19 protein-coding genes are annotated in these 22,682 nt (G+C 71.0%); 6 read left to right on the top strand and 13 right to left on the bottom strand.

Going from position 1 to position 22,682, the window contains the following annotated elements:
* The first annotated feature begins 325 nt into the window (after nt 1-325).
* Entirely contained in the window at nt 326-2,101 is a 1,776-nt protein-coding gene (gene aspS, locus M1D46_RS16155; protein WP_456286090.1) for an aspartate--tRNA ligase, read from the top strand.
* Nucleotides 2,102-2,168: 67 nt separating this feature from the next.
* On the opposite strand, the gene M1D46_RS16160 is transcribed toward aspS, so the two are convergent.
* The 7 genes from M1D46_RS16160 to M1D46_RS16190 form a co-directional block, all read right to left on the bottom strand.
* A complete protein-coding gene (locus tag M1D46_RS16160; protein WP_271174421.1) occupies nt 2,169-2,471 on the bottom strand; it encodes a Dabb family protein in 303 nt (100 codons plus the stop codon).
* Between the two features lie 16 nt (nt 2,472-2,487).
* Nucleotides 2,488-2,748, bottom strand: a complete 261-nt coding sequence (locus M1D46_RS16165; RefSeq protein ID WP_282980178.1) for a glutaredoxin family protein — start codon at nt 2,746-2,748, stop codon at nt 2,488-2,490.
* A gap of 5 nt (nt 2,749-2,753) precedes the next feature.
* The gene (locus tag M1D46_RS16170) at nt 2,754-3,047 is read right to left on the bottom strand and encodes a rhodanese-like domain-containing protein (RefSeq protein WP_271174419.1); all 294 of its coding nucleotides are present in this window, start codon (nt 3,045-3,047) and stop codon (nt 2,754-2,756) included.
* 50 nt (nt 3,048-3,097) lie between these two features.
* On the bottom strand, nt 3,098-3,898 hold the full coding sequence (gene aqpZ, locus M1D46_RS16175) for an aquaporin Z (protein WP_456286091.1): 801 nt from the start codon (nt 3,896-3,898) through the stop codon (nt 3,098-3,100).
* A gap of 194 nt (nt 3,899-4,092) precedes the next feature.
* Nucleotides 4,093-4,191, bottom strand: a complete 99-nt coding sequence (locus M1D46_RS16180) for a 30S ribosomal protein bS22 (protein WP_003792170.1) — start codon at nt 4,189-4,191, stop codon at nt 4,093-4,095.
* 138 nt (nt 4,192-4,329) lie between these two features.
* Nucleotides 4,330-4,533 (bottom strand): helix-turn-helix domain-containing protein, encoded by a 204-nt coding sequence (locus M1D46_RS16185; RefSeq protein WP_271174418.1) that lies wholly within the window; start codon nt 4,531-4,533, stop codon nt 4,330-4,332.
* 92 nt (nt 4,534-4,625) lie between these two features.
* Complete coding sequence (locus tag M1D46_RS16190; protein WP_456286092.1) at nt 4,626-5,570, bottom strand: TetR/AcrR family transcriptional regulator; 945 nt, start codon at nt 5,568-5,570, stop codon at nt 4,626-4,628.
* Nucleotides 5,571-5,653: 83 nt separating this feature from the next.
* Between M1D46_RS16190 and M1D46_RS16195 the strand changes: the two genes are divergently transcribed.
* Both M1D46_RS16195 and M1D46_RS16200 read left to right on the top strand, forming a co-directional pair.
* On the top strand, nt 5,654-6,550 hold the full coding sequence (locus tag M1D46_RS16195) for an ATP-binding cassette domain-containing protein (protein WP_282980172.1): 897 nt from the start codon (nt 5,654-5,656) through the stop codon (nt 6,548-6,550).
* Entirely contained in the window at nt 6,547-7,335 is a 789-nt protein-coding gene (locus tag M1D46_RS16200) for an ABC transporter permease (protein ID WP_456286093.1), read from the top strand. The genes M1D46_RS16195 and M1D46_RS16200 overlap by 4 nt, the downstream gene beginning before the upstream one ends.
* 45 nt (nt 7,336-7,380) lie before the next feature.
* On the opposite strand, the gene M1D46_RS16205 is transcribed toward M1D46_RS16200, so the two are convergent.
* The 3 genes from M1D46_RS16205 to M1D46_RS16215 all read right to left on the bottom strand — a co-directional run bounded on the left by M1D46_RS16205 (nt 7,381) and on the right by M1D46_RS16215 (nt 16,204).
* Nucleotides 7,381-8,727: a copper amine oxidase gene (locus M1D46_RS16205; protein ID WP_456286094.1), complete on the bottom strand. Its 1,347-nt coding sequence runs from the start codon at nt 8,725-8,727 to the stop codon at nt 7,381-7,383.
* An 86-nt stretch (nt 8,728-8,813) separates the two neighbouring features.
* Entirely contained in the window at nt 8,814-15,404 is a 6,591-nt protein-coding gene (locus M1D46_RS16210) for a hypothetical protein (RefSeq protein ID WP_456286095.1), read from the bottom strand.
* Between the two features lie 383 nt (nt 15,405-15,787).
* Nucleotides 15,788-16,204: an ArsR/SmtB family transcription factor gene (locus M1D46_RS16215; RefSeq protein WP_456286096.1), complete on the bottom strand. Its 417-nt coding sequence runs from the start codon at nt 16,202-16,204 to the stop codon at nt 15,788-15,790.
* A gap of 69 nt (nt 16,205-16,273) precedes the next feature.
* Here M1D46_RS16215 and M1D46_RS16220 point away from each other — a divergent pair, with 69 nt between their 5' ends.
* Both M1D46_RS16220 and M1D46_RS16225 read left to right on the top strand, forming a co-directional pair.
* Nucleotides 16,274-17,713, top strand: a complete 1,440-nt coding sequence (locus tag M1D46_RS16220; RefSeq protein ID WP_282980165.1) for a TrkH family potassium uptake protein — start codon at nt 16,274-16,276, stop codon at nt 17,711-17,713.
* On the top strand, nt 17,706-18,377 hold the full coding sequence (locus tag M1D46_RS16225) for a potassium channel family protein (protein ID WP_271174410.1): 672 nt from the start codon (nt 17,706-17,708) through the stop codon (nt 18,375-18,377). Before M1D46_RS16220 ends, M1D46_RS16225 begins: the two co-directional genes overlap by 8 nt.
* A 9-nt stretch (nt 18,378-18,386) precedes the next feature.
* Here M1D46_RS16225 and M1D46_RS16230 read toward each other — a convergent pair whose 3' ends face one another.
* Together M1D46_RS16230 and M1D46_RS16235 are read right to left on the bottom strand one after the other, a co-directional pair.
* The gene (locus M1D46_RS16230) at nt 18,387-19,082 is read right to left on the bottom strand and encodes a potassium channel family protein (RefSeq protein ID WP_456283849.1); all 696 of its coding nucleotides are present in this window, start codon (nt 19,080-19,082) and stop codon (nt 18,387-18,389) included.
* Between the two features lie 26 nt (nt 19,083-19,108).
* Nucleotides 19,109-20,572: a TrkH family potassium uptake protein gene (locus tag M1D46_RS16235; protein ID WP_456286097.1), complete on the bottom strand. Its 1,464-nt coding sequence runs from the start codon at nt 20,570-20,572 to the stop codon at nt 19,109-19,111.
* A 9-nt stretch (nt 20,573-20,581) separates the two neighbouring features.
* Between M1D46_RS16235 and M1D46_RS16240 the strand changes: the two genes are divergently transcribed.
* Entirely contained in the window at nt 20,582-21,790 is a 1,209-nt protein-coding gene (locus M1D46_RS16240) for an FAD-dependent oxidoreductase (RefSeq protein WP_456286098.1), read from the top strand.
* Between the two features lie 4 nt (nt 21,791-21,794).
* Here the strand turns inward: M1D46_RS16240 and proC are convergent, their stop codons facing one another.
* Nucleotides 21,795-22,634, bottom strand: a complete 840-nt coding sequence (gene proC, locus M1D46_RS16245; protein ID WP_456286099.1) for a pyrroline-5-carboxylate reductase — start codon at nt 22,632-22,634, stop codon at nt 21,795-21,797.
* Between the last annotated feature and the right edge of the window lie 48 nt (nt 22,635-22,682).

A 22,682-nucleotide genomic window follows, 5' to 3' on the forward strand; every position in this document is an offset into this window, starting at 1 on the left:
CAAAACAAGGGGCCATCCTCGTCCCGACCACCGACATCCTCCGGGACGTGTAAGCGAAACGCTTACATGCACCTGTCGCGACCGAGCGGGACCGCCCCGCGCACTGGCCACACGCCAGGATCGCGCTCGACGGACCGGCGCATCCGCCGCCCGCCATCCGCCGCATGCCCTCCGCACGCCATCCGCAGCGTTCGCTGTTCCGCGCGCCTCCGCCAGCCGCCCCGCGCCCTGCGAGCCCTGGCTAGCCCGCTCCCGCGAGCGGATGGCCAGGACGCGCGCGGTCCGTAGAATGGTGCGGTTCCCTTTCCTACCAGGAGGATTCTCCGTGCTGCGCACCCACAAGGCAGGCTCGCTCGACGCCTCGCTCATCGGTCAGACCGTCACCCTCACCGGGTGGGTCGATCGCCGCCGCGATCACGGAGGCGTCGCCTTCATCGATCTGCGCGATGCATCGGGCATCGCACAGGTCGTCATCCGCGACGAGGAGATCGCGCACCCGCTGCGCAGCGAGTTCGTCCTGAAGGTCACGGGCGAGGTGTCACGCCGTCCCGAGGGCAACGCGAACCCGAACCTCGCGACCGGCGAGATCGAGATCATCGCGTCCGAGGTCGAGGTGCTCAACGAGTCGGCCGCGCTCCCCTTCCAGGTCTCGACCGCGCTCGACGGCACCGAGACCGTCGGCGAGGACGCGCGCTTCAAGTACCGCTACCTCGACCTCCGCCGCCCCGCGCCCGCCGCGGCCATCCGCCTGCGCTCGAAGGCATCGGCGGCCGCGCGCCGTGTGCTCGAGGAGCACGACTTCGTCGAGGTCGAGACCCCCACGCTCACCCGCTCGACGCCCGAGGGCGCGCGCGACTTCCTCGTGCCCGCGCGCCTCAGCCCGGGCAGCTGGTACGCGCTCCCCCAGTCGCCGCAGCTCTTCAAGCAGCTGCTACAGGTGGGCGGCATCGAGCGCTACTACCAGATCGCACGCTGCTACCGCGACGAGGACTTCCGCGCCGACCGCCAGCCCGAGTTCACGCAGCTCGACATCGAGGCGAGCTTCGTCGACCAGGAGGACGTGATCGCCCTCGGCGAGGAGATCGTGCAGGCACTGTGGCGCCTCATCGACGTCGAGATCCCGACGCCGATCGAGCGCATCACCTTCGCCGACGCGATGCGCCTGTACGGCTCGGACAAGCCGGACCTGCGCTTCGGCAACGCGATCGTCGAGCTCGCCGACTACTTCGCCGACACGACCTTCCGCGTCTTCCAGCAGGAGTACGTCGGCTCGGTCGTGCACCCCGGCGGCGCCTCGCTCCCCCGTCGTCAGTTCGACGCGTGGCAGGACTGGGCCAAGTCGCGCGGCGCGAAGGGCCTCGCCTACGTCACGTTCGGCGAGGACGGGACGCTCGGCGGCCCGGTCGCCAAGAACCTCTCCGACGCCGAGCGCGAGGGGCTCGCCGCCGCGACGGGCGCTCAGCCCGGCGACGCCGTGTTCTTCGCTGCAGGCAGGACGAGCGAGGCGCGCGCGCTGCTCGGCGCCGCGCGCGTCGAGATCGCCAAGCGCACGAGACAGATCGACGAGAGCGCGTGGTCGTTCGTGTGGGTCGTCGACGCGCCCCTCTTCAAGCCGACCGGCGAGGACGACGACGTCGACCTCGGCCACTCCGCCTGGACCGCCGTGCACCACGCGTTCACGTCGCCCAAGCCGGAGTGGATCGACCGCTTCGAGGAGGCTCCGGGCGAGGCGCTCGCGTACGCGTACGACATCGTGTGCAACGGCAACGAGATCGGCGGCGGCTCGATCCGCATCCACCGCCGCGACGTGCAGGAGCGCGTCTTCGACGTCATGGGGATCGGCCCCGAGGAGGCGCAGGAGAAGTTCGGCTTCCTGCTCGACGCGTTCCAGTTCGGCGCGCCGCCGCACGGCGGCATCGCGTTCGGGTGGGACCGCGTCGTGTCGCTGCTCGCGGGCGCCCCGTCGATCCGCGAGGTCATCGCGTTCCCGAAGATCGGCAGCGGCTTCGACCCGCTCACGGCTGCTCCGGCCCCGATCACGCCCGAGCAGCGCGCCGAGGCCGGCGTCGACTACGAGCCCGAGGAGGACGACGAGGCCTGAGCCTCTCCCGCCCTCATGCACGACGCCCCCGCCATCCGGCGGGGGCGTCGTGCGTGAGGGACGGGTCTCAGACCTCGAGGTCGATCGCCGCGCGCCCGCTGCGGACAGACCCGACGAAGCGCGCCGCCTCGACATGGGCGGGGTGCACCTGGTACGCCTCGAGCGCGGCGAGGTCGGGGAAGAGCGCGTCGAGCACGATGTCGTGGTTCTCGCCCTCGTAGGCGGCGTTGCGCGAGACGGTCAGCTCGAGCAGACCGGGGACGACGCCGACGAGCGCCTCGAGGCGCTCCTTCGCCTCGGCCGCGTGCGCTGCGCGGGTCTCGGGGTCGGACGCGGCGAGCTGGAACAGGACGATGTGGCGGATGGCCATGGCAGAGCCTCTCGGTTCAGGATGCGGCGACGAGGGCGTCGCGCAGGCGGTCGGGGGACACGCGCCAGTGGCCGTGCAGTCGTCCGTCGATGAGGACGACGGGGATCTTCTCCCACCACTGCGCGTGAAGCTCCTCGTCGTCGGCGATCGACCGCTCGACGACCTCGATGCGGTCGGCGGTCTCATCCGGGAGCTCGGCGAGGACCTGGTCGACGACCTCGCGCGCGACGTCGCAGAGATGGCAGTCGGGCTTGCCGATGAGCGTCAGCTGCGTCATCCGGCTCAGGCCTCGATGTCGTAGCCGGCCGCGCGCCACGCGCTCGTGCCGCCCGCGACGTTCGTCGCCTCGTAGCCCCGCGCCGTGAGCGCCTCGACGACCCGGGCGGAGCGTCCGCCGACCTCGCAGATGACGTCGAACGGCTCTGCGGGCAGCTCGTCGAGCCGCATCCCGAGCTCGGACATCGGCAGGTTGACGGCGCCCGGCACACGTCCTGCCGCGAACTCGTGCGTCTCGCGGACGTCGATGAGCGGAACGCCCTCGCGCGAGCGGAGCTCCTGGACCGTGATCTCGTTCATCCCTCCAGTATCCCGTGGATCACGGGCCGTCGCTCCGCTCGCGCTGCTGCTCAGCGGCGCGCCGTGTCGAGCAGCGGCTTGTAGGCGAAGCCCGCGATGAGTCCGCCGACGAGAGGGAACACGAGGAAGACCCAGAGCTGCGCGAGCGCGTCGCCTCCCCCGAAGATCGCCGACGCGATCGATCGCGCGGGGTTCACCGACGTGTTGTCGACGGGGATCGTGACGAGGTGGATGAGCGTCAGGGTGAGGCCGATCGCGAGACCCGCGAGCGCGGGGTTGCCGCGCGTGGGGTGCGTGACGCCGAGGATGACGAGCACGAAGAGCGCCGTGAACAGCACCTCGACGACGATCGCGCCGAGGATGCCGAAGCCGCCCGGCGAGAGCTCGCCGAACCCGTTGCTCGCGAACCCGCCCTCCTGGGCCGCGGCGAGCCATCCGTCGCCGGACGAGCCGATGAGCGCGATGACGCTCGTCGCCGCGACGCCGCCGATGACCTGCGCGACGACGTAGCCGGCGACGCCGCCCCACGGGAACCGGCCGGCGGCGGCCAGGCCGAGGGTGACGGCCGGGTTGAAGTGCCCGCCGGAGATCGGCCCGAAGGCGTACGCCCCTGCGACGACGGTGAGCCCGAACGCCAGCGCGACGCCGACGAAGCCGATGCCGAGGCTCGTCCCGGCATCGCTCGCGCCGAAGTCGGCGGCGAACAGCGCCGCGCCGACGCCGCCGAGGACGAGGAGGAAGGTGCCCAGGAACTCCGCGACGAGCGTCGCGGCGGTGGACGGACCCGTGGGGTCGGGGGTGTGCTCGAGAGGGGTGGGATCGACGTGACGCTCTGGCTTCGGATCGCTCATGGTTGCCCTTTCAGAGGAGGATCGCCGCGCCGGATCTCCGGCAGGCGGTTCACGCTCAACCTAGCGAATTCCAATATTCCAGACGAGGGCGAGTCATCATGTGACGAGCCGCGACGACAGGTCACGACCGGCGATGACGCCGGATACCAGAAACGCCGGCCCGTGGATCACGGAGCCGGCGTTCGCGGGGGCCGCTACTTCTTGTTGCGGCGCTGGTGGCGAGTCTTGCGAAGCAGCTTGCGGTGCTTCTTCTTCGCCATGCGCTTGCGGCGCTTCTTGATGACAGAACCCACGGAAACCTCGCTATGTCAGGGGTTGGATGTCCGGTCGCGACGGCCGTCGCTGACATCCGGGATCGGGCACCATGGAAAAGTGCCTCAGAGCATCTTATCCCATGATGGGAGCGGCGCCTGAACGCCGACTCGGAGCGCTCAGCCGGCGTCGGCGATGGGGCGCTCCGACGGCATTTCGAGAGCGGCCGTGACGGCCGACTCGGGGACGCGGTAGCTGCGGCCGAACCGGACGGCGGGGAGCTCGCCCGAGTGGACGAGCCGATAGACGGTCATCTTCGAGACGCGCATGATGTCTGCGACCTCGGCGACCGTGAGAAACCGCACATCCGGCAGTTCAGCCATTCCCCCACGACCCTCTCTGTTCGATCCCGACAACTCTAGAGGCTAGCGGAGACGCCTGTAAACCCGAGTGACCCGTGTGACCCGGGCACCCGTCAGCGCGCGGCGCGCTCCCGCGCCTCCTTGAGAGCCTGGGCCTGAGCCCTGCGCGCCTGGCGCAGCGCCTTCTCCGCGGCGACGAGCGCCTTCTGCGCGTCTCGCGACGCCTTCGCCGCCGCGCGGTAGCGCTTGTCCTCGAGCACGTCGGCGTCGTCGAGCTCGATCCATCCGCCCTCGCTCGCAGGGGGCTCACCGCGGTCGAGCCGGGCGATGTAGCCCTCGACGCCGTCGAGAAGGCGGGCGAGCCCGAATCGGAAGGGATCGGCCTCGTCGAGGAAGACGCCCGCATCGATCGCGCCGCGCAGCGCCGGATACCCGTCGGCGTCGATGACCGCATCGAACAGGGCCGCCTCGCGCGCTGCCACCTCCTCGGGCGCGAGCCCGTCTGCGCGCGCGGCCTCGCTGTAGCCGGCGTTCACGATCCCGCACCACCGCGCCTGCCCAGTGACGGCCAGCGCGACCGCGAGCCGCTCCGACGGAGCGAGGGGCGTCTCCGCCAGCGCGCCGAGGGCCGCATCGAGCCACGCCGAGCTGTTCGGCGTGATCGGCGAGCCCGCGATCGGCAGAGCCAGGATCCACGGATGGCGGAGGTAGATCTCGACCTGCGCGCGGAAGAGCACCTCGAGCGCCCGGCGCCAGCCATCCGCCGTCCGATGCTCCTCGGGTGGCAGCCCCGTCGCCTCCTCCTGCATGAGGAGGAGCAGGTCGTCCTTCGCACTGACGTACCGGTAGAGCGACATGGGCGTGAAGCCGAGCTTCTTCGCGACGGCGGCCATCGACACGGCGCCGATCCCCTCGCGGTCGGCCAGGTCGACGGCCGTCTCGACGATGCGCTCGACGCTCATCTCGCGCTTGGGCCCCCGCTGCGGATTCGCGGCGACCCCCCATGCGAGCGCGATGCCGCGGGGCAGCTCGACGGGGGTCTGCTCGATCTCGCTCATGCGTCTCAGCCTAGGCCTGTATATGACATAAACAGTGTGTTACTGTCATAAACAGTTTCACTCATACACAGAAGGGAGACGCCATGCGTCCCGCCATCGAGGTGCGAGGACTGCGCAAGCGGTTCGGCGCGCACACCGTCCTCGACGGGCTCGACCTCTCGGTCGAGCCCGGAGAGGTCTTCGCCCTGCTCGGCCCGAACGGCGCGGGCAAGACGACGACCATCAGCATCCTCACGACGCTCGTGCACCCCGACGACGGCATCGCGCACGTCGCGGGCCACGACGTGGCGACGCAGCCCGACGAGGTCCGCCGTCGCATCAGCCTGACGGGTCAGTCCGCTGCGGTCGACGACGTGCTCACGGCGTCCGAGAACCTCGTCATGTTCGGCCGTCTCGCCGGCCTGTCGCCCCGAGCCGCCGCCGAGCGCGCACGGGATCTCCTCGCCCGCTTCGCCCTGTCCGATGCCGCCGCGCGGCGCGTGGGCACGTTCTCCGGCGGGATGCGCCGCCGTCTCGACCTCGCGCTGAGCTTCGTCGTGACGCCCGAGGTGCTCTTCCTCGACGAGCCGACCACCGGTCTCGACACCCGCAGCCGCCGTGACCTGTGGGACGTCATCCGCGCCGTCGCCGCAGCCGGCACCACCGTCTTCCTCACGACCCAGTACCTCGAGGAGGCGGACCAGCTGGCCGACCGGATCGCCGTGCTGCACGAGGGCCGGGTCGCCGCGCTCGGCACGGCCTCGCAGCTGAAGGCGCGCGTGGGCGGCGACACCGTCGAGCTCCACGACGCCCGTGGCGACCTCCTCCGCGAGGTGCCGACGGACGGCACCGTGTCGGGCCTGCGCCGGGCCCTCGACGTGCTCGACGAGTCCGGCGCCGAGGGCGTCGTCTCGCTGCGACGCCCGACGCTCGACGACGTCTTCCTCGCCCTCACCGAACCCGCGTCCGCCCGGACGCCCCAGCTCAAGGAGTCCGCATGACCACCGTCGACCTCGCACGCCCGCGCCTGCGCGGCCTGACCGCCGAGTCGGTCTTCGTCGGGCGCAGCCTCCGCCATTCGCTGCGCGACGGGGAGTCGCTGCTCATGGCCATCCTCCTCCCCGTGATGCTCATGCTCATGTTCACGTGGATCTTCGGCGGCGCGATCGATCCGTCCGGCGGCTACGTCGACTATGTCGTGCCCGGGATCGTCTTCACGTGCGCGGGCTTCGGCGCGGCCTCGACAGCCGTCTACGTCGCCGGTGACATGAAGGCGGGCATCATCGCCCGGTTCCGCACGATGCCGCTGCGAGCGAGCGCCGTCCTCACGGGACACGTCGTCGCGAGCCTCATCCGCAACCTCGTGGCGACGGCGATCGTCGTCGGCGTCGCCCTGCTCGTGGGCTTCCGTCCGACGGCCGGTCCGCTCGAGTGGATCGGCGCCGCCGCGCTCATCGCGCTGTACATCCTCGCCATCACGTACCTCTTCGGCGCGATCGGACTCGCCGCGTCGAGCCCCGAGGGCGCCAACGCCTACGGCTTCGTGCTCCTCTTCCTGCCGTACCTCTCGAGCGGGTTCGTCCCGGTGGACTCCCTGGCCGACTGGCTGCAGCCGATCGCGACCTACCAGCCCGTGACGCCCATCATCGAGACCATCCGCGGCCTGCTCTTCGGCACCGGCATCGGTGCACAGGGAGCCTGGGCGCTGCTCTGGTGCGCCGCGATCCTCGTCATCGCGGTGGCCTGGGGCGGATGGCTGTTCCAGCGCAAGGCAGGGCGCCGCTGAGCAGGCGGGCGGAGGGCGCGCCCCTCCGCCCGCTCCCTCCCCTGCTCAGTCCTCCTCGTCGAGGCGATACCACTTCCGGAACTCGCCCTCGAGCTCGCCGTTGAGCTCCTCGCGCCCGTCCGGCACGGCGACCCGCTGCGCCGTGAGGTCGCGCGGCCGCAGGGCGAACCCCTGCCAGTGCATGTCCATCGGCGACTGATCCTCATCTCTGACGACATGGTGGAAGCCCACGGCGACCCAGGAGACGACATCGCGCAGCTCCTCGTCCGCGGAGTCCTCGATGTAGTCGTGCACGCTCTGCCCGCAGGTCGACCCCGCCCCGTTGCGGACGGCGAGCAGCTCGCACGGGTCGGCATTCGTGAACGCGACGTCGTACGCCTCCTCCTCGCCGTGGAAGAGGTGATCGTGGGTGAAGGTGAAGGTGTCGCTCTTGCCGAGATCGATCTCGTAGGAGATCGGACGGCCATCGGCGTTGAGCACGCCCGGTGCCAGGACGCGCCACCAGCGCCGGTCCTCCCACTGCGCGATCGCCGGATGCTCGATCGCCCGCAGACTGCCCTCCACGATCGGCGCCTTCGGCCCCATCTCCCCCGTGTCCTCCGCGTCGTACTGCTCGACCGCGAGCGCGCCCGGATCGTCGAGCGCCCAGTGGACCCGCCAGACGGCGTTGTGGGAGTGGCTCGTCGCGTGCGCATGATCGCCCTCGCCCACCGCCGAGCCGTGCTCGTGGTCGCTGAAGTCGATCGGCGAGATGTCGCCGGTCGCGCCGAGGTCGGATCGGATGACGCCGTCCGAGCCGAACGAGTACTGCGTGACGTACTCGTACCATCCGACCTTCGAGATCGTGGAGAGCTGCCAGTCCTCGCGTCGCGCGGCGACGACCTCGCCGAACTCCCCCGATCGGTACCCGAGCCCGCCGTCAACGATGAGCGAGCACAGCACCTCGCGGTGACGGGTCTTGCCGTACGTGCCGTCATCGATGTCGGGGATGTCCGTCGCGATCCGCTCCCCGACGCACTCCGTCTCGGTGAGGGTCTGCATCTTCGTGCCGCCGAAGCCGGCGTCGGTGAGGTCGTACGTGGTGTTCTCGCCCGAGTCGTAGGGGACCTCGAGCTGCGCGAGCGAGAGCTCCTCGGCGATGAGGACGGGCTCGGCATCGGTCGGAGTGAAGCGGATGTCCGTGAGCACGAGGCCGCGATCGGGATCGACCTGCCAGCACATGGCCCACTCGGCGCCGTTCTCGAGGGCGTTCGCGAGCGGCTCACCCTGATCGCAGTCGAACGTCGCAGCGCGCGGCGCCTCCTCGGGCGCTGCCTGCGGCTCATCCGTGCAGGCGGCGAGCCCGCCCGCCGCCACCAGCGCGATCAACGCGGCCCCCGCTCGCCTTCGCATGCTCTCGATTCTCACAGATCTCCTCCCCCGCACACGCCGACGGCGGCCCCGTCTCCGAGGCCGCCGCCGGTGTGCGCGTCAGATGGTCAGTCCTTGCGGACCAGCCACTTGCTGCGGGTGGCGCCGAGCAGGATGCCCGTGCCGGCGAGGATCACCAGCAGCGCCAGCGGGATCGCGTCGAACTCGCCGCCGGTCGGCGAGAGCGGGCGCTTCTTGCCGCCGCTGTCGCCGTTGCCGTTGCTCGAGCTGTTCGCGTTCGCGTCGCTGTCGTTGTCAGCGTTCGCGTTGCTGTCGCTGTCCGCGGTGCTGTCGTTGTCAGCGTTGGCGTCGGACTCGTTGTCGGAGTCGGCGTTGCTGCTGCTGTCAGCGTTGCTGGAGCTGTCCGCGTTGCTGGAGCTGTCAGCGTTGCTGGAGCTGTCCGCGTTGCTGGAGCTGTCCGCGTTGCTGGAGCTGTCAGCGTTGCTGGAGCTGTCAGCGTTGCTGGAGCTGTCAGCGTTCGCGTCGCTGTCGGCGTTGCTGCTGTCGTCGGCGTCGCCCTCGTTCGCGACGGTCAGCGGCGCCTCGACGACCGCGTCTCCGTCGGTTCCGACGACCGTGTAGTCTCCGGGCTCCGCGTCAGCGGGAACGGGGACGCACGTGCCGGCCGGCAGGTTGCCGTCGGCGTCCGCCGTGACGACCACCGGGTCGCCCACGGGGTTGCCATCGGCATCCGTCAGCTGGATCGTGACCTCCGAGTTCGGCAGCCAGCCGCCCGAGACGACGTCGGCGCACGTACCGGGCGCCGCCGGGGTCTCGACCTCGAGCGTCGGCGAGTAGACGTCGACGGTGTCGGACAGCTGCAGGCCCTCCGCGTCGGCCGCCGTGACGGTGAAGACACCGGCCTCGGCGTCCGCCGGGATCGGCACGACCGTGCCGGCCGGCACGTCGCCCTCGGCGTCGGTCGTCACGACCACGGGCTCGCCCGCGTCCGCGCCCTCGGGGTCCGAGAGCTGGAGGGTGACCTCCGACTCAGGGGCCCAGCCGCCCGACGTGATCTCCGACTCGCCGCCGGCCGGAACCGGCGACTCCGCGTCGAAGGTCGGCTCACCGGAGGCCGCGATGACCTCGACCGGTGCGGAGACCTCCGCGCCGTTCGCGTCGGTCGCGACGACCGTGTGCGCACCGAGTGCGGCGTCGGCGGGAACCGGAACCGTGGTGCCGGCGGGGACGCTGCCGTCCGCGTCGACCGTCACGGCCACCGGGTCGCCCACCGGCGCACCCTCGCCATCCGTCAGCTGCAGCGAGACCTCGCTGTCGCCGATCCAGCCGGACGACGTGACCTCGGTCGCGTCACCGGCCTCGACCGGCGACGTGGCCTCGATGACCGGCGCGTAGACCGCGAGCGGAGCCGAGAGCGCGTTGCCCGCGTCATCCGTCACGACGATCTCGTAGTCGCCGGCCGCGGCGTCCTCGGGAACCGGGACGACGGTGCCTGCCGGCACGTTGCCCTGGTCGTCCGTGGTGACCTCGATCGGCTCACCGACCGGGTTGCCGTCGCCGTCCACGAGCTGGATGGTCAGAGGAGCGTTGGGCGCCCAGCCGCCCGACGTGACCTCCGACTCGCCACCGGCCGGAACCGGCGACTCCGCCTCGAGGGTGGGAGCGATGACCTCGACCGGAGCCGAGACCTCGGCGCCGTTCGCGTCGGTCGCGACGACGGTGAACATGTCACCGGCTGCCGCGTCAGCGGGAACCGTCAGCGTGGTGCCTGCGGGCACGCTGCCCTCAGCGTCGGTCGTGACCGTCACGGGGTCGCCGGCGACGTTGCCGTCGGCGTCCTCGAGCTGGATCGTGACCTCGGACTCGGGAGCCCAGCCACCCGACGTCACCTCGGTCTCACCGCCGGCGATGACCGGCGAGGAGGCGTCGATGACCGGCGCGTACACCGCGAGCGGAGCCTCGCCCGTGTTGCCGTTGGCGTCCGAGCCGACGACCGTGTAGTCGCCAGCAGGAGCGTCAGCCGGAACCGGGACCGTCGTGCCGGCGGGGACGTTGCCATCCGCGTCCGTCGTGACCACCACGGGCTCGCCCACGGGGTTGCCCTCGGCGTCCGTCAGCTGGAAGGTGACCTCGGACTCGGGCAGCCAGCCGCCCGATGTGATCTCCGACTCGCCGCCGGCCGGAACCGGCGACTCGGCATCGACCGTCACCTCGCGGGCGACGATCTCGACCGTGTCGGACACCTCGGCGCCGTTGTCGTCCGTTGCGACCACGGTGAACACGTCACCGGGAGCCGCGTCGGCCGGGGTCGGGAGCGTCGTGGCGGCGGGGACGTTGCCGTCCGCGTCCGTCGTGACGACCACGGGCTCCCCCACGGGGTTGCCCTCGGCGTCGGTCAGCTGCAGCGAGACGTCACTGCCGCCAATCCAGCCGCCCGACGTCACCTCGGTCGCGTCACCGGCCTGAACCGGCGACGTGGCTTCGATGACCGGCGCGTAGACCTCGACCGGGGCCTCGACGCTGTTGTCGTTCGCGTCGGTGCCGACGACCGTGAAGTCGCCCGCCGGTGCGTCAGCCGGAACCGGGACCGTCGTGCCGGCGGGGACGTTGCCGTCCGCGTCGGTCGTGACGACCACGGGCTCGCCCACGGGGTTGCCGTCGGCGTCTTCGAGCTGCAGCGAGACCTCGGACTCAGGAGCCCAGCCGCCCGACGTCACCTCGGTCGCGCCACCGGCCGGAACCGGCGACGTCGCCTCGAGCGTCGGAGCGATGATCTCGACGGTGTCGCTCACCGTGGCGCCGTTGGCGTCAGAGCCGACGACGGTGAAGACATCCTCGATCGTCGCGTCAGCGGGGATCGCGACCGTCGTGCCGGCGGGGACGTTGCCGTCCGCGTCGGTCGTGACGACCACGGGGTCGCCCACGGGGGCGCCGCCGTCCGTCAGCTGCAGCGTGACCTCGGACTCGGGCAGCCAGCCGCCCGACGTGACCTCGGTCTCGCCACCCGCCGCCTCCGGAGAGGTGACGTCGATCGCGGGTGCGTAGACCGAGACGACATCCTCGACCGTGACACCGTTCTCGTCCGTGCCGACGACCGTGTAGTCGCCCGCGGGAGCCTCAGCCGGAACCGGAACCGTCGTACCGGCGGAGACGTTGCCGTCCGCGTCGGTCGTGACGACCACGGGCTCGCCGACCGGGTTGCCCTCGGCGTCCTCGAGCTGGAGGGTGACCTCCGACTCGGGCAGCCAGCCACCCGACGTGATGTCCGACGCGCCGCCGGCGGGAACCGGCGACTCGGCCTCGAGGGTCGGCGCGATGGCCGCGACCTCGACGGTGTCCGACACCTCGGCGCCGTTCGCGTCCGTCGCGACGACGGTGAGCACGTCACCCTCGGCGGCGTCGGCCGGGATCGGGACCACGGTGCCCTCGGGCACGTTGCCGTCCGCGTCCGTCGTGACGACCACCGGCTCGCCCGCGGGGTTGCCGTCGGCGTCCTCGAGCTGGAGGGTGACCTCCGACTCGGGCAGCCAGCCACCCGACGTGACCTCGGTCTCGCCACCGGCGATCTCGGGCGACGTCACGTCGATCGCGGGAGCGTAGACCGCGATCGCAGCCGAGATCTCGTTGCCGTCCGCGTCGGTCGCCGTGACCATGTACTCGTCCGCGGGAGCGTCAGCCGGAACGGGGACGACCGTGCCTTCGGGGAGGTTGCCCTCCGCGTCGGTCGTCGCGGGAACCGGCTCACCCACGGGGCTGCCGTCAGCGTCCACCAGCTGAAGCGTCAGCGGGGTGTCGGCCGGCCAGCCGCCCGACGTCACCTCGGTCTCGCCACCGGCCGGAACCGGAGACGTCGCCTCGATCGTCGGCGCGATGACCTCGACCGGGGCCGAGACCTCCGTGCCGTTCGCGTCGGTGCCGACGACCGTGTACGCGCCCGCAGGAGCGTCAGCCGGAACCGGGACGACCGTGCCGGCGGGGACGTTGCCGTCCGCGTCCGTCGTGGCCGGAACCGGGTCGCCCACGGGGTTGCCGTCAGGGTCCGTCAGCTGGAGCGTGACCTCCGACTCGGGCAGCCAGCCGCCCGACGTCACCTCGGTCTCGCCACCGGCGATCTCGGGCGACGTGGCCTCGAGCGTCGGCGCGTAGACCTCGATCGGGCCCTCGACCTGACCGCCCTCGGGATCGGTGCCGATGACCGTGTAGTCGCCGGGCTCCGTGCCCTCGGGGATCGTGACGCACGTGTCAGCCGGGACGTTGCCCGCGCCGTCGGTGGTCGCCGTGACCGGGTCGCCGACCGGGTTGCCGGCAGCGTCGGTCAGCTGGAAGGTGACCTCCGTGTTCGGCTGCCAGCCACCCGAGACGATCGCGACGCACGCGCCGGGAGCGGCCGGGGTGAGCGGCTCGAGCGTCGGCAGGTACACCTGGATGGTGTCCTGCGCGGTCTCGCCGTTCGGGTCCGTGCCGACGACCGTGTAGTCGCCCGCCGGCGTGCCGGCCGGGATCGGCAGCGTCGTCCCCGCGGGGAAGGCGCCGGTGTCGTCGGTCGTCACCGTGATCGGGTCGCCGACCGCGTTGCCGTCGGCGTCCTGCAGCTGGACCGTCACGTCGACCGTTGGGTCCCAGTTCTCCGACGTGATCTCGGTCTCGTCACCGGCGGGAGCCGGCGAGGAGGCGTCGAGGATCGGCGCGTCCTCGGGCGACACCACGAGCGGCGACGTGATCTCGGCGCCGTTCGGGTCGGTGCCGACGACGCTGTAGTCGCCGGGCTCGGTGCCCTCGGGGACGAGGACGCACGTGTCAGCCGGGATGTTGCCCTCGGCGTCGGTCGTGACGACCACCGGGTCGCCGACCGGGGTGCCCGCCGCGTCGGTCAGCTGGAACGTGACCTCCGTGCTCGGCAGCCATCCACCGGACGTCAGAACCGAGCACTCGCCTGGGAGGACCGGCGACTGGGCCGTGAGCGTCGGCGTGTACACGGTGACCGTGTCACTGCTGGTGTTTCCGTCGGGGTCCGTTCCCTCCACCGTGTAGTCACCCGGAGTCGATCCCGCGGGGATCGGCAGGCAGGTGTCGGCGGGCACGTTGCCCTCGGCGTCGGTCGTGACGACGAGCGGCTCGCCGACAGCGTTACCCGCGGCGTCGCGCAGCTGGAACGTCACCTCGGTGGCCGGCGTCCAACCCGACGACGTGATCGTCGTGCAGGAGCCCGAGGGCACCGGCGACGACGCGTCGACCACGGGGCCGGCGGGTGCACAGGCGTCGACCCGGAGACCGGCGTTGCCGATGTTGAACCGGCCGACGCCGCCCGCGACGCCGAAGCTCAGCGCCGAGAGCTGGAGCGACGCGAGCGTCTCACCGCCTGCCGGCAGCGTGCAGCTCGCGGTCTCCTGGTGGTTCAGCTGAACCGAGAAGACGTTGTCCGCGAAGAGCTCGATGAACGGGTCGAGAACCGCACGGACCGGAGCGGTGATCGTGTCGGTCTTGATCGTCTCGAACGCCTGGTACAGCGCACCCGCCGGGTCCGTCAGCACCGGGCTGAGCAGTCCGACCGCGGTCTGCACAAGCGGCACGGCCGTGCCGCAGAGAGCGACGCCGCCGAGGCCGCCGCCGACACAGGGCTCGACGATGTCACCCGAGAGGTTCATGGCGAACGCCGCCGTGCCCGCGACCGACGTGACGTCGAAGTCGATGACCACGCTGTCGAGCGAGTTGATCGCCGAGTCGAGAGCGACGTCGATCACCTTCTCGATGACGTCGTGGATACTCGACGCGATGAACGGGTAGGTCTCGTCATCGATCAGCTCGGTGTTGGGGTTCTGGTTGTTGATACCGACCGGGCGGTCGATGATGCCGTCGTCGTTGCCGCCGATCCGGGCGAGGTCGACCGTGATCGTCCCCTCGCTGAGGTTGATCGACGCGAGGCCGTCGTCCGTCTCGATCGGACCGAGCATGACCGCATCGAGCACGTCCTGCTGAAGGTTGCTCGTGATCGTCGTCTCGATCGTCGCTCCAGGCACGAGCGTGCCGAGCCCGAGCGCGGTGTTGATCGTGTCGACGAGCGTCTGCTCCATCTGGCCCACGGCGTCGCTGAGGCCGGCGGCAGCCGTCTCGAGTGCAGGCGAGTGGAGCTCGAGCTTCATGTCGCCGACGCGGTACTGGCCCGCGCCGCCGACCGCGTCGGGGTCCTGGAACTGTCCGTCGACGGCCTCGACCCACGCGCCGCCGAGCCCGAAGCTCAGGTCGGCCTGATCGACCGCGGGGTCGGTGACGCCGCCGAGGCCGGCCGCCTGGAACACCGAGAGCAGGTTGATGCGCGCCGTGCCGAAGTCGGAATCGGTGCCGTCGAGCGCGAGTCCCCCGTCCGCACCGGCGATGCCGGTGATGGCCTCGCCGTTGCGGCCGTCGGTCGCGGTCGACTCGCTCTGGATGACGCCGAGCTCGCCGAACTGGATGAACTGGTCCAGCGGGATGGTGTACCCCGCGCCGAAGTCGATGACCTCGGCTCCGACGAACGAGCCGCTGAACGCCTCGCGGTTCGGGCCGGGATTCGAAACCGAGCCGGCGTGAGAGTGCGCGGCGCTCAGGACGTCGTCGCCGTTCAGCACGAGCTCGGCGATGTTGGCCTCGGCCTCGGTCGGCTCGTCCGGATAGGTGTTCAGTCCTGCGGCCATGGCCGCATTCGTGGTCGAGACGATCATGGCCGCAGCGACTGCCGCGGCTGTTCCCGTCAGAAGGCTGGGCAGCTGCCAGCGCTTCCTCCCCCTCGTACCGCCCCGAGCCGGCGGCAGATTTCGCTGTTGACGCATCAACCTTCGCCCTTCTGTGTGACGCAACTCCCCCAAGTGCCGACACCGGTCGACCGAGCGCGCTCGTGATGCCAGTATTACGGGATCACATTCAGGATGTCCACAGGTCCCGCGAAAGTTCTTCCCAGCGTCGCAGGGACGCCCCGACGGGCTTCCGGACCGCGGAAGTCGCCGGTCAGCGCTGAGAGCGCTCCCCTCGAAGAATCAGCGCGCGATGACACCTCCTGAGTCCGCGCGGACGAGGAGGAGCGGATGGCCCGAACGCGCCCGGTGGGTCAGGCCCCGAGACGACGCAGCGCCGACTGCACCACGTTCTTGGCGGACGCCGCGGCGCGGCCGACCGACTCCGCCACTCGTGCGGCCGGCTCCGGCAGGGTCGGCGTCGCGTACGACGCGGCCTCCTCCGCGAGGTCGGACTCGTCGACGAAGAACGGCACGAGCCAGTCGTCGACCGCCTCGAGCGGCTCGGGCGACAGGCTGTAGTAGCGGTGCTGCCCTTCCTCGCGCACCGAGACGAGACCGGCCTCGCGCAGCACCTTGAGATGCTTCGAGACGGTGGGCTGGCTGACCCCCATCTCGGCGACGATCTGCGACACGCTCGTGCCGTCCTGGCCATCCGACGATCGGCGAAGCAGAAGCTGAAGGATGTCGCGCCTCGTGCCGTCCGCGATCACGTCGAAGATGTCCGCCATGCCGATAGGTTAGCCGCGCGCGCCGCGGAGTACCATGATGGGCGACTTCGGCGCGAAGGGGGAGAGCGGATGGCGACGAGCCGGTCGGCGGCACTGGCCGGCGCGTTCAAGGATGCCGGGCGGGAGCTCGGCCAGTTCTTCCGCGACTTCACGACGTCCTCGCCGGCGCGATTCGCCATCCTCGTGTTCGTCTCGCTGATCCTCATCTTCACGGCGCTGCTGTCTCTGCCGATCGCGAGCGACGACCGCTCGCGCACCCCGCTGTCGGACGCGCTCTTCACGGCTGTCTCGACCATCTGCGTGACCGGCCTGTCGACGGTCGACATGGCGACGCACTGGTCGGCGTTCGGGCACGCCGTCATCTTCATCGGCGTCAACATCGGCGGGCTCGGCGCTCTGACCCTCGCGTCGCTGCTCGGCCTCGTGATCTCGAAGCGGCTGGGCCTGCGCGCCAAGCTGATCGCCGCTGGCGACACCAACCCGCTGCGATCGCACGGGGGCGTCGTCAACGAAGGACAGGCCGTTCGCCTCGGCGAGATCGGCCAGCTGCTGCGCGTCGTCGCCCTGTCGACCCTCGTCATCGAGGTGGTCGTCGCCGTGCTCCTCTACTTCCCGATCGTCTGGGCCGGGTACAGCTGGCTCGACGCCGCGTGGATCGCGCCGTACTACGCCGCGATGTCGTTCACGAACACGGGCTTCACGCCGACCGTGGGCGGACTCGAGTCGTTCCACACCGACTACTTCTTCCTGACCGTCCTCATGATCTCGGTGTTCCTCGGCAGCATCGGGTTCCCCGTCATCTACGCACTCTCGCGGCAGCTCACCCAGCCGCACCGCTGGCCGCTGCACACGAAGCTCACGCTCATCACCACCGTCATCCTCTTCGTCGCGGGCGCGGCGGTGTTCCTGGTTCTCGAGTACGGCAACCCCGGAACCTGGGGCGAGAGCGATGCGTGGGACACGACCTTCCAGGCGTTCTTCCTCAGCGCCATGACCCGGTCCGGGGGCTTCTCCGTGATCGACCCCGGCGAGCTGTACGAGTCGTCGATGCTCGCCGCGTCGATGCTCATGTTCGTGGGCGGCGGCTCGGCGTCGACCGCGGGCGGCATCAAGGTCACGACCCTCGCCGTGCTGGCCCTCTCGGTGTGGTCGGAGGCCAAGGGCCGGCGCAGCGTCGAGGTCTTCGGGCGACGCATCCCCAGCGACGTGCAGCGCGTCGCCGTGGCGGTTCTCGCCTGGGGCGCCACGATCGTCGCCCTGTCGACCATCATCATCGCGCAGATCACCAAGGCGCCCCTCGCCGAGGTGCTGTTCGACGTCATCTCCGCGTTCGCGACCGTGGGGCTCTCCACCGGCCTCACGGCGGAGCTGCCCGACTCCGCCGTCTACGTGCTCGCCGTCACGGTCTTCATGGGGCGCGTTGGTACAGTGACCCTCGCCGCGGCCGTGGCCGCGACCTCCAAGTCGCAGCAGTACGCGCTGCCCGTCGAAAGGCCCATCGTTGGTTGAGCAGATCCGCAGCGACGCGCCCGTCCTCGTCATCGGACTCGGGCGCTTCGGCGCCGCCTGCGCGGGCGAGCTCGACCGACTCGACCGCGACGTCCTCGCGATCGACGACAACCTCGATCTCGTGCAGAAATGGTCCGAGCGCGTCACGCACGCCGTGCAGGCGGATGCCCGCAGTCTCGAGGCGCTCCAGCAGATCGGCGCCGGCGACTTCCAGGTGGCCGTGGTGGCCGTCGGCTCGTCGATCGAGGCGTCGGTGCTCATCACCGCCAACCTCGTCGACCTCAAGGTGCCGCAGATCTGGGCGAAGGCCGTCTCGCAGTCGCACGGCAAGATCCTCGCCCGCGTGGGCGCGAATCACGTCATCTACCCCGAGCGGGAGGCAGGAGAGCGCGTCGCCCACCTCGTGAGCGGCCGCATGCTCGACTTCATCCGCTTCGACGACGACTTCGTGCTCGCGAAGATGTACCCGCCGCGGTTCATCCGAGGCAGGGGCCTCAACGAGTCGGGCGTCCGCTCGAAGTACAACGTGACCGTCGTCGGCGTGAAGAGCCCCGGCAAGCCGTTCCGCTACGCCGAGGCGAACACCGTCGTGACGAACCACGACCTCATCATCGTGTCCGGGACGAACGAGGACATCGAGCGCTTCGCCTCGCTCGACCGCTGAGCCGCGCCCTCAGCGCAGCTGCGCGAACGACTCGACGCGCCGGGTCGGCCCGACGACGAGCACGACGTCGCCCTCATGCAGGACCGTGTCGGCGTCGGCGTTGGCCCACTCGTTCGATGCTCCGCGGAACGCTGCGATCGTCACGCCGTGTCGCCGGCGCAGGTCGGTCTCGCCGAGCGGCACCCCCTGCACCTCGGCGGGAGCCGCCGTCTTGACGATCGCGTAGCCGCGATCGATCTCGAGGTAGTCCGAGGCGGCGCCACGGACGAGATGCGCGACACGGCGCCCCATGTCCTTCTCGGGATAGATGACGTGGTGCACGCCCAGCTGCTCGAGGATGCGGCCGTGCTGCTCGTCGACCGCCTTCGCCCAGATCACCGGGACGTTCAGCTGCAGCAGGAGCGAGGCGACGAGGATCGACGCCTTGATGTCGGTGCCGATCGCGAGCACGACGCGGTCGAACTCGTCGACGGCGAGCTGACGGAGGACCTCCTCCTTCGTCGCGTCCGCGCGCACCACCTGGGTGAGCTGCGCGTTGTGGTCCTGCACCACCTCCTCCGAGCCGTCGATCCCGAGGACCTCGGTGCCCGACGCCATCAGCTCGAGCGCGAGCGAGCTGCCGAACCGGCCGAGCCCGATGACGGCGACCGAGTCGGCCTCGGCGATGCGGCGAGACGTGTCGCCGAATGAGAGGAACCTGCCCATGGATTCGATCCTTTCCGCCGGCGGCATCAGCCGATCGCCGGCCGCTCCTTCGGGAGCTCGTATGAGACGCGGCGCTCGCGCAGCGCGAGAGCCGAGCCGAGCGTGAGGGGGCCGATGCGGCCCAGGAACATCAGCGCGACGAGGATGAGCTTCGCCGCGTCGGGCAGATCGGCCGTGATCCCGGTCGACAGCCCGACCGTGGCGAACGCCGACACGGCTTCGAAGAGGACCGCGTCGAGATCGAGCTCCGTCATCGTGAGGATCGCGATGACGCCGGCCATCACGGCGGCGATCGCCATGAGGACGACGGAGATCGCCTCGCGGTGCACCGCGCGGGACAGGCGCTTGCCGAAGACGTTGACGGCCGTGCCGCCGCGCAGCTCGGTCCAGAGGATGAAGAGGAGCACGGCGAAGGTCGTGATCTTGATGCCGCCCGCGGTTCCGGCCGGCCCGCCGCCGATGAACATGAGCACATCCATCCCGAGCCAGGTCTCGTCGTGCATCTGGCCGATGTCGAGCGAGTTGAATCCAGCCGTCCGCACCTGCACGGCGTGGAAGAACCCGGCCAGGATGCGCGTCGCGGGGTCGAAGGCGCCCAGCGTGCCGGGGTTCTCCCACTCGATCACCGTGATGTACACCGTGCCGAGGACGAGCAGCACGACCGTGCCGGCGAGCACGATCCTCGTGTTCATCGTCCAGTGCAGGGGCCGCCCGATCTCGCGCCTCAGCTGCCGGAGCACGGGGAAGCCGAGCCCGCCGAGGATGATCGCGGCGCAGAGCGGGAGGCAGATCCACGGGTCGCCGACGAAGGACATGAGGTTGTCGCTGTACAGCGCGAAGCCGGCGTTGTTGAACGACGACACCGCATGGAACACCGCGAGCCACGCCGCCTCGCCCGCCGAGGACCCGTAGCCCACGACGAACCGGACGAACAGCAGCACGGCCACGACGCCCTCGATCGCGATCGACGTCGCGAAGATGCCCCACGCGAGCCGCCGGACATCGCCGATGCCGTCGGCCTTCGCCTCCGCGACGGCGTTGAGCCGTGAGCGCACGCTGAGCTTGCGGGCGAGGACGATGCCGACGAGCGACGCGAACAGCATGATGCCGAGCCCGCCGATATGGATCAGCGCGAGGATGACGACGAGTCCGAAGGGGCTCCAGTGAGCCGCCGTGTCGACGACCGTGAGGCCGGTCACACAGAGCGCGGACGTCGCGGTGAACACCGCGTCGACGGGGTCCGTGAACTCCCCCTCGGCATTCGAGATCGGAAGCCAGAGGAGCGCGGTGCCGACTGCGAGCGCGAGTCCGAAACCGGTGACGATCGCCTGCGCGGGAGCGAGGTGCCGCAGCCGTGCGCGGTGTCGCCGCGACGACGTCGCTGAGAAGAGCACGAGGAAGCACGATACTCCTGCTTCGCGCGGCGCACGGACGACGCGCACTCCCCCGCTCCCGTGGACGCCCTTGCCGTCATCGGCCGCTCGCCGCATGATGGCTCCGTGCCCGCGCAGCGCAGAGCCCCGAGCCGGATCGACGCTGACTGCGTCATCGCGGGCGGCGGGCCGGCGGGCCTCATGCTGGGCCTGCTGCTCGCGCGGGCAGGCATCGATGTCGTCGTGCTGGAGAAGCACGCCGACTTCCTCCGCGATTTCCGCGGCGACACCATCCATCCTTCGACACAGGAAGCGCTGCACGAGCTGGGCCTGCTCGACGACTTCCTCGCGCTCCCCCACGCCGACACCGAGCGGATCACTGTGAGCTGGCACGGCGAGGAGGGCGTCATCGCCGACTTCTCGCGTCTGCCGCTGCGGCGTCGCGTCATCACCTTCATGCCCCAGTTGGACTTCCTCGACCTGCTCGCCCGCGCGGGCGAGCAGGAGGCGTCCTACCGGCTCCTCCGGTCGACGCGCGTCGAGGGTCTGCTCCGCGACGCCGATCGCGTGACCGGCGTGCGGGCCGTCGGGCCGAACGGCCCGCTCGAGGTCGGAGCGCGGCTCGTCGTCGGGGCGGATGGCCGCGATTCGCGCGTCCGCGAGCGCGCGGGCCTCGTGCCGCGCGGGAAGGCCGCGGGCATGGACGTGCTGTGGTTCCGCCTGCCGAAGCGCGCCGGCGAGCGCCACCCCTTCGTGCAGGCGGGAGCGGGCATGATCATCGCGATCGACCGCGGCGACTTCCTCCAGGTCGCCCACGTCATCCCCGCGGGCGGCTGGCAGGGCAGCGCGGCGGATCTCGCGCGCATGCGCGACCGCATCGCGCGCATCTCCCCTCGCCTGTCAGAGGCGGTCTCCCGGCTGACACCCTCCGACGTGCACCTCCTGCGGGTGCGGATCGAGCGCCTGCGCCGGTGGTGGTCGGACGGGCTGCTCTGCATCGGCGACGCCGCGCACGCCATGTCGCCGGCGGGCGGCGTCGGCATCAACCTCGCGCTGCAGGATGCGATCGCGGCCGCGCGGATCCTCACCCCGGCCCTCCACGCGGGCGGTGCTGTGCCCGGCAGCGTCCTCCGCCGCGTGCAGCGGCGACGCGCGTTCCCCACGATCGTGACCCAGGCCATCCAGCGCCGAATGCAGGCGCCCCTCCTGGCCGAGCGCGCGCCCGGCGCTCCCCTGCCGCTGATGCTCCGCCTGCTGCGGGATCACCCGCGGCTGACCCACCTCACCGGGAGGTTCGTCGGGATGGGCGTGCGCCCCGAGCGCATCGGCCGCTGACCCGTCACACGCCCGCGGCGAGCTCCTTCGCGCGCGCGATCGCGGCATCCGTCGCCGTCCGGAAGAGCTCGCTCAGGCGAGCGTCCTGCAGGACCGCGATCGCCCGCTCGGTCGTGCCCTTGGGGCTCGTCACCTGCCGACGCAGCTCGGCGGGGTCCTCCCCCGTCGCGTCGAGGAGCGCCGTCGCGCCGATGAACGTGCCCTCGGCCATCGCGCGCGCATCCGCCTCCGCGAACCCCTGCGCGACGGCCGCGCGCGTGAGCTCCTCGACGAGGAGGAAGACGTAGGCGGGCCCCGAACCCGAGATCGCCGAGAGCGCGTCGATGCGCTCCTCGGGCACCTCGATCACGGTGCCCACCGTCTCGAAGAGGCGGCGCACGACGCGCACATCCTCGTCGCTCGCGGCGGCGCCCCGAGCGAGGCCCGTGACGCCCTTGCCGATGCGCGCGGGGGTGTTCGGCATCGAGCGGAGCACCGCGGTCTCGGAGCCGAGGATGCTCTGGAAGGTGTCGAGCGTCACGCCCGCCGCGAGGCTCACGACGATCGCGTCGTCGCGGAGAGCGGGCCCGATCTCGCGGAGGAGGTCGGGCACCATCGCGGGCTTCACGCCGACGAGCACGATGCGCGCCTCCGACGCGGCGCGCGCGTTGCCGTCGGGCTCGTCCTCGAGCGCGATGCTCGTGACCCCCGGGAGCGCTGCGAGCTCGGCCGCCTTCTGCGCCGAGCGGTTGGTCGCGAAGACGCCGCCGTCGACGTCGAGGCCGCTCGCGACGAGACCCCGCAGGATCGCACCGCCCATCGAGCCGGCACCGAGGAACGCGACGGAGGGGAGCGAGTCAGTCATGCGTCAATCCTAGGGAGCGCGTGCGGCGCGCCGACGGGCGGGCGAGGC

It is taken from the genome of Microbacterium sp. JZ70, assembly GCF_053903225.1.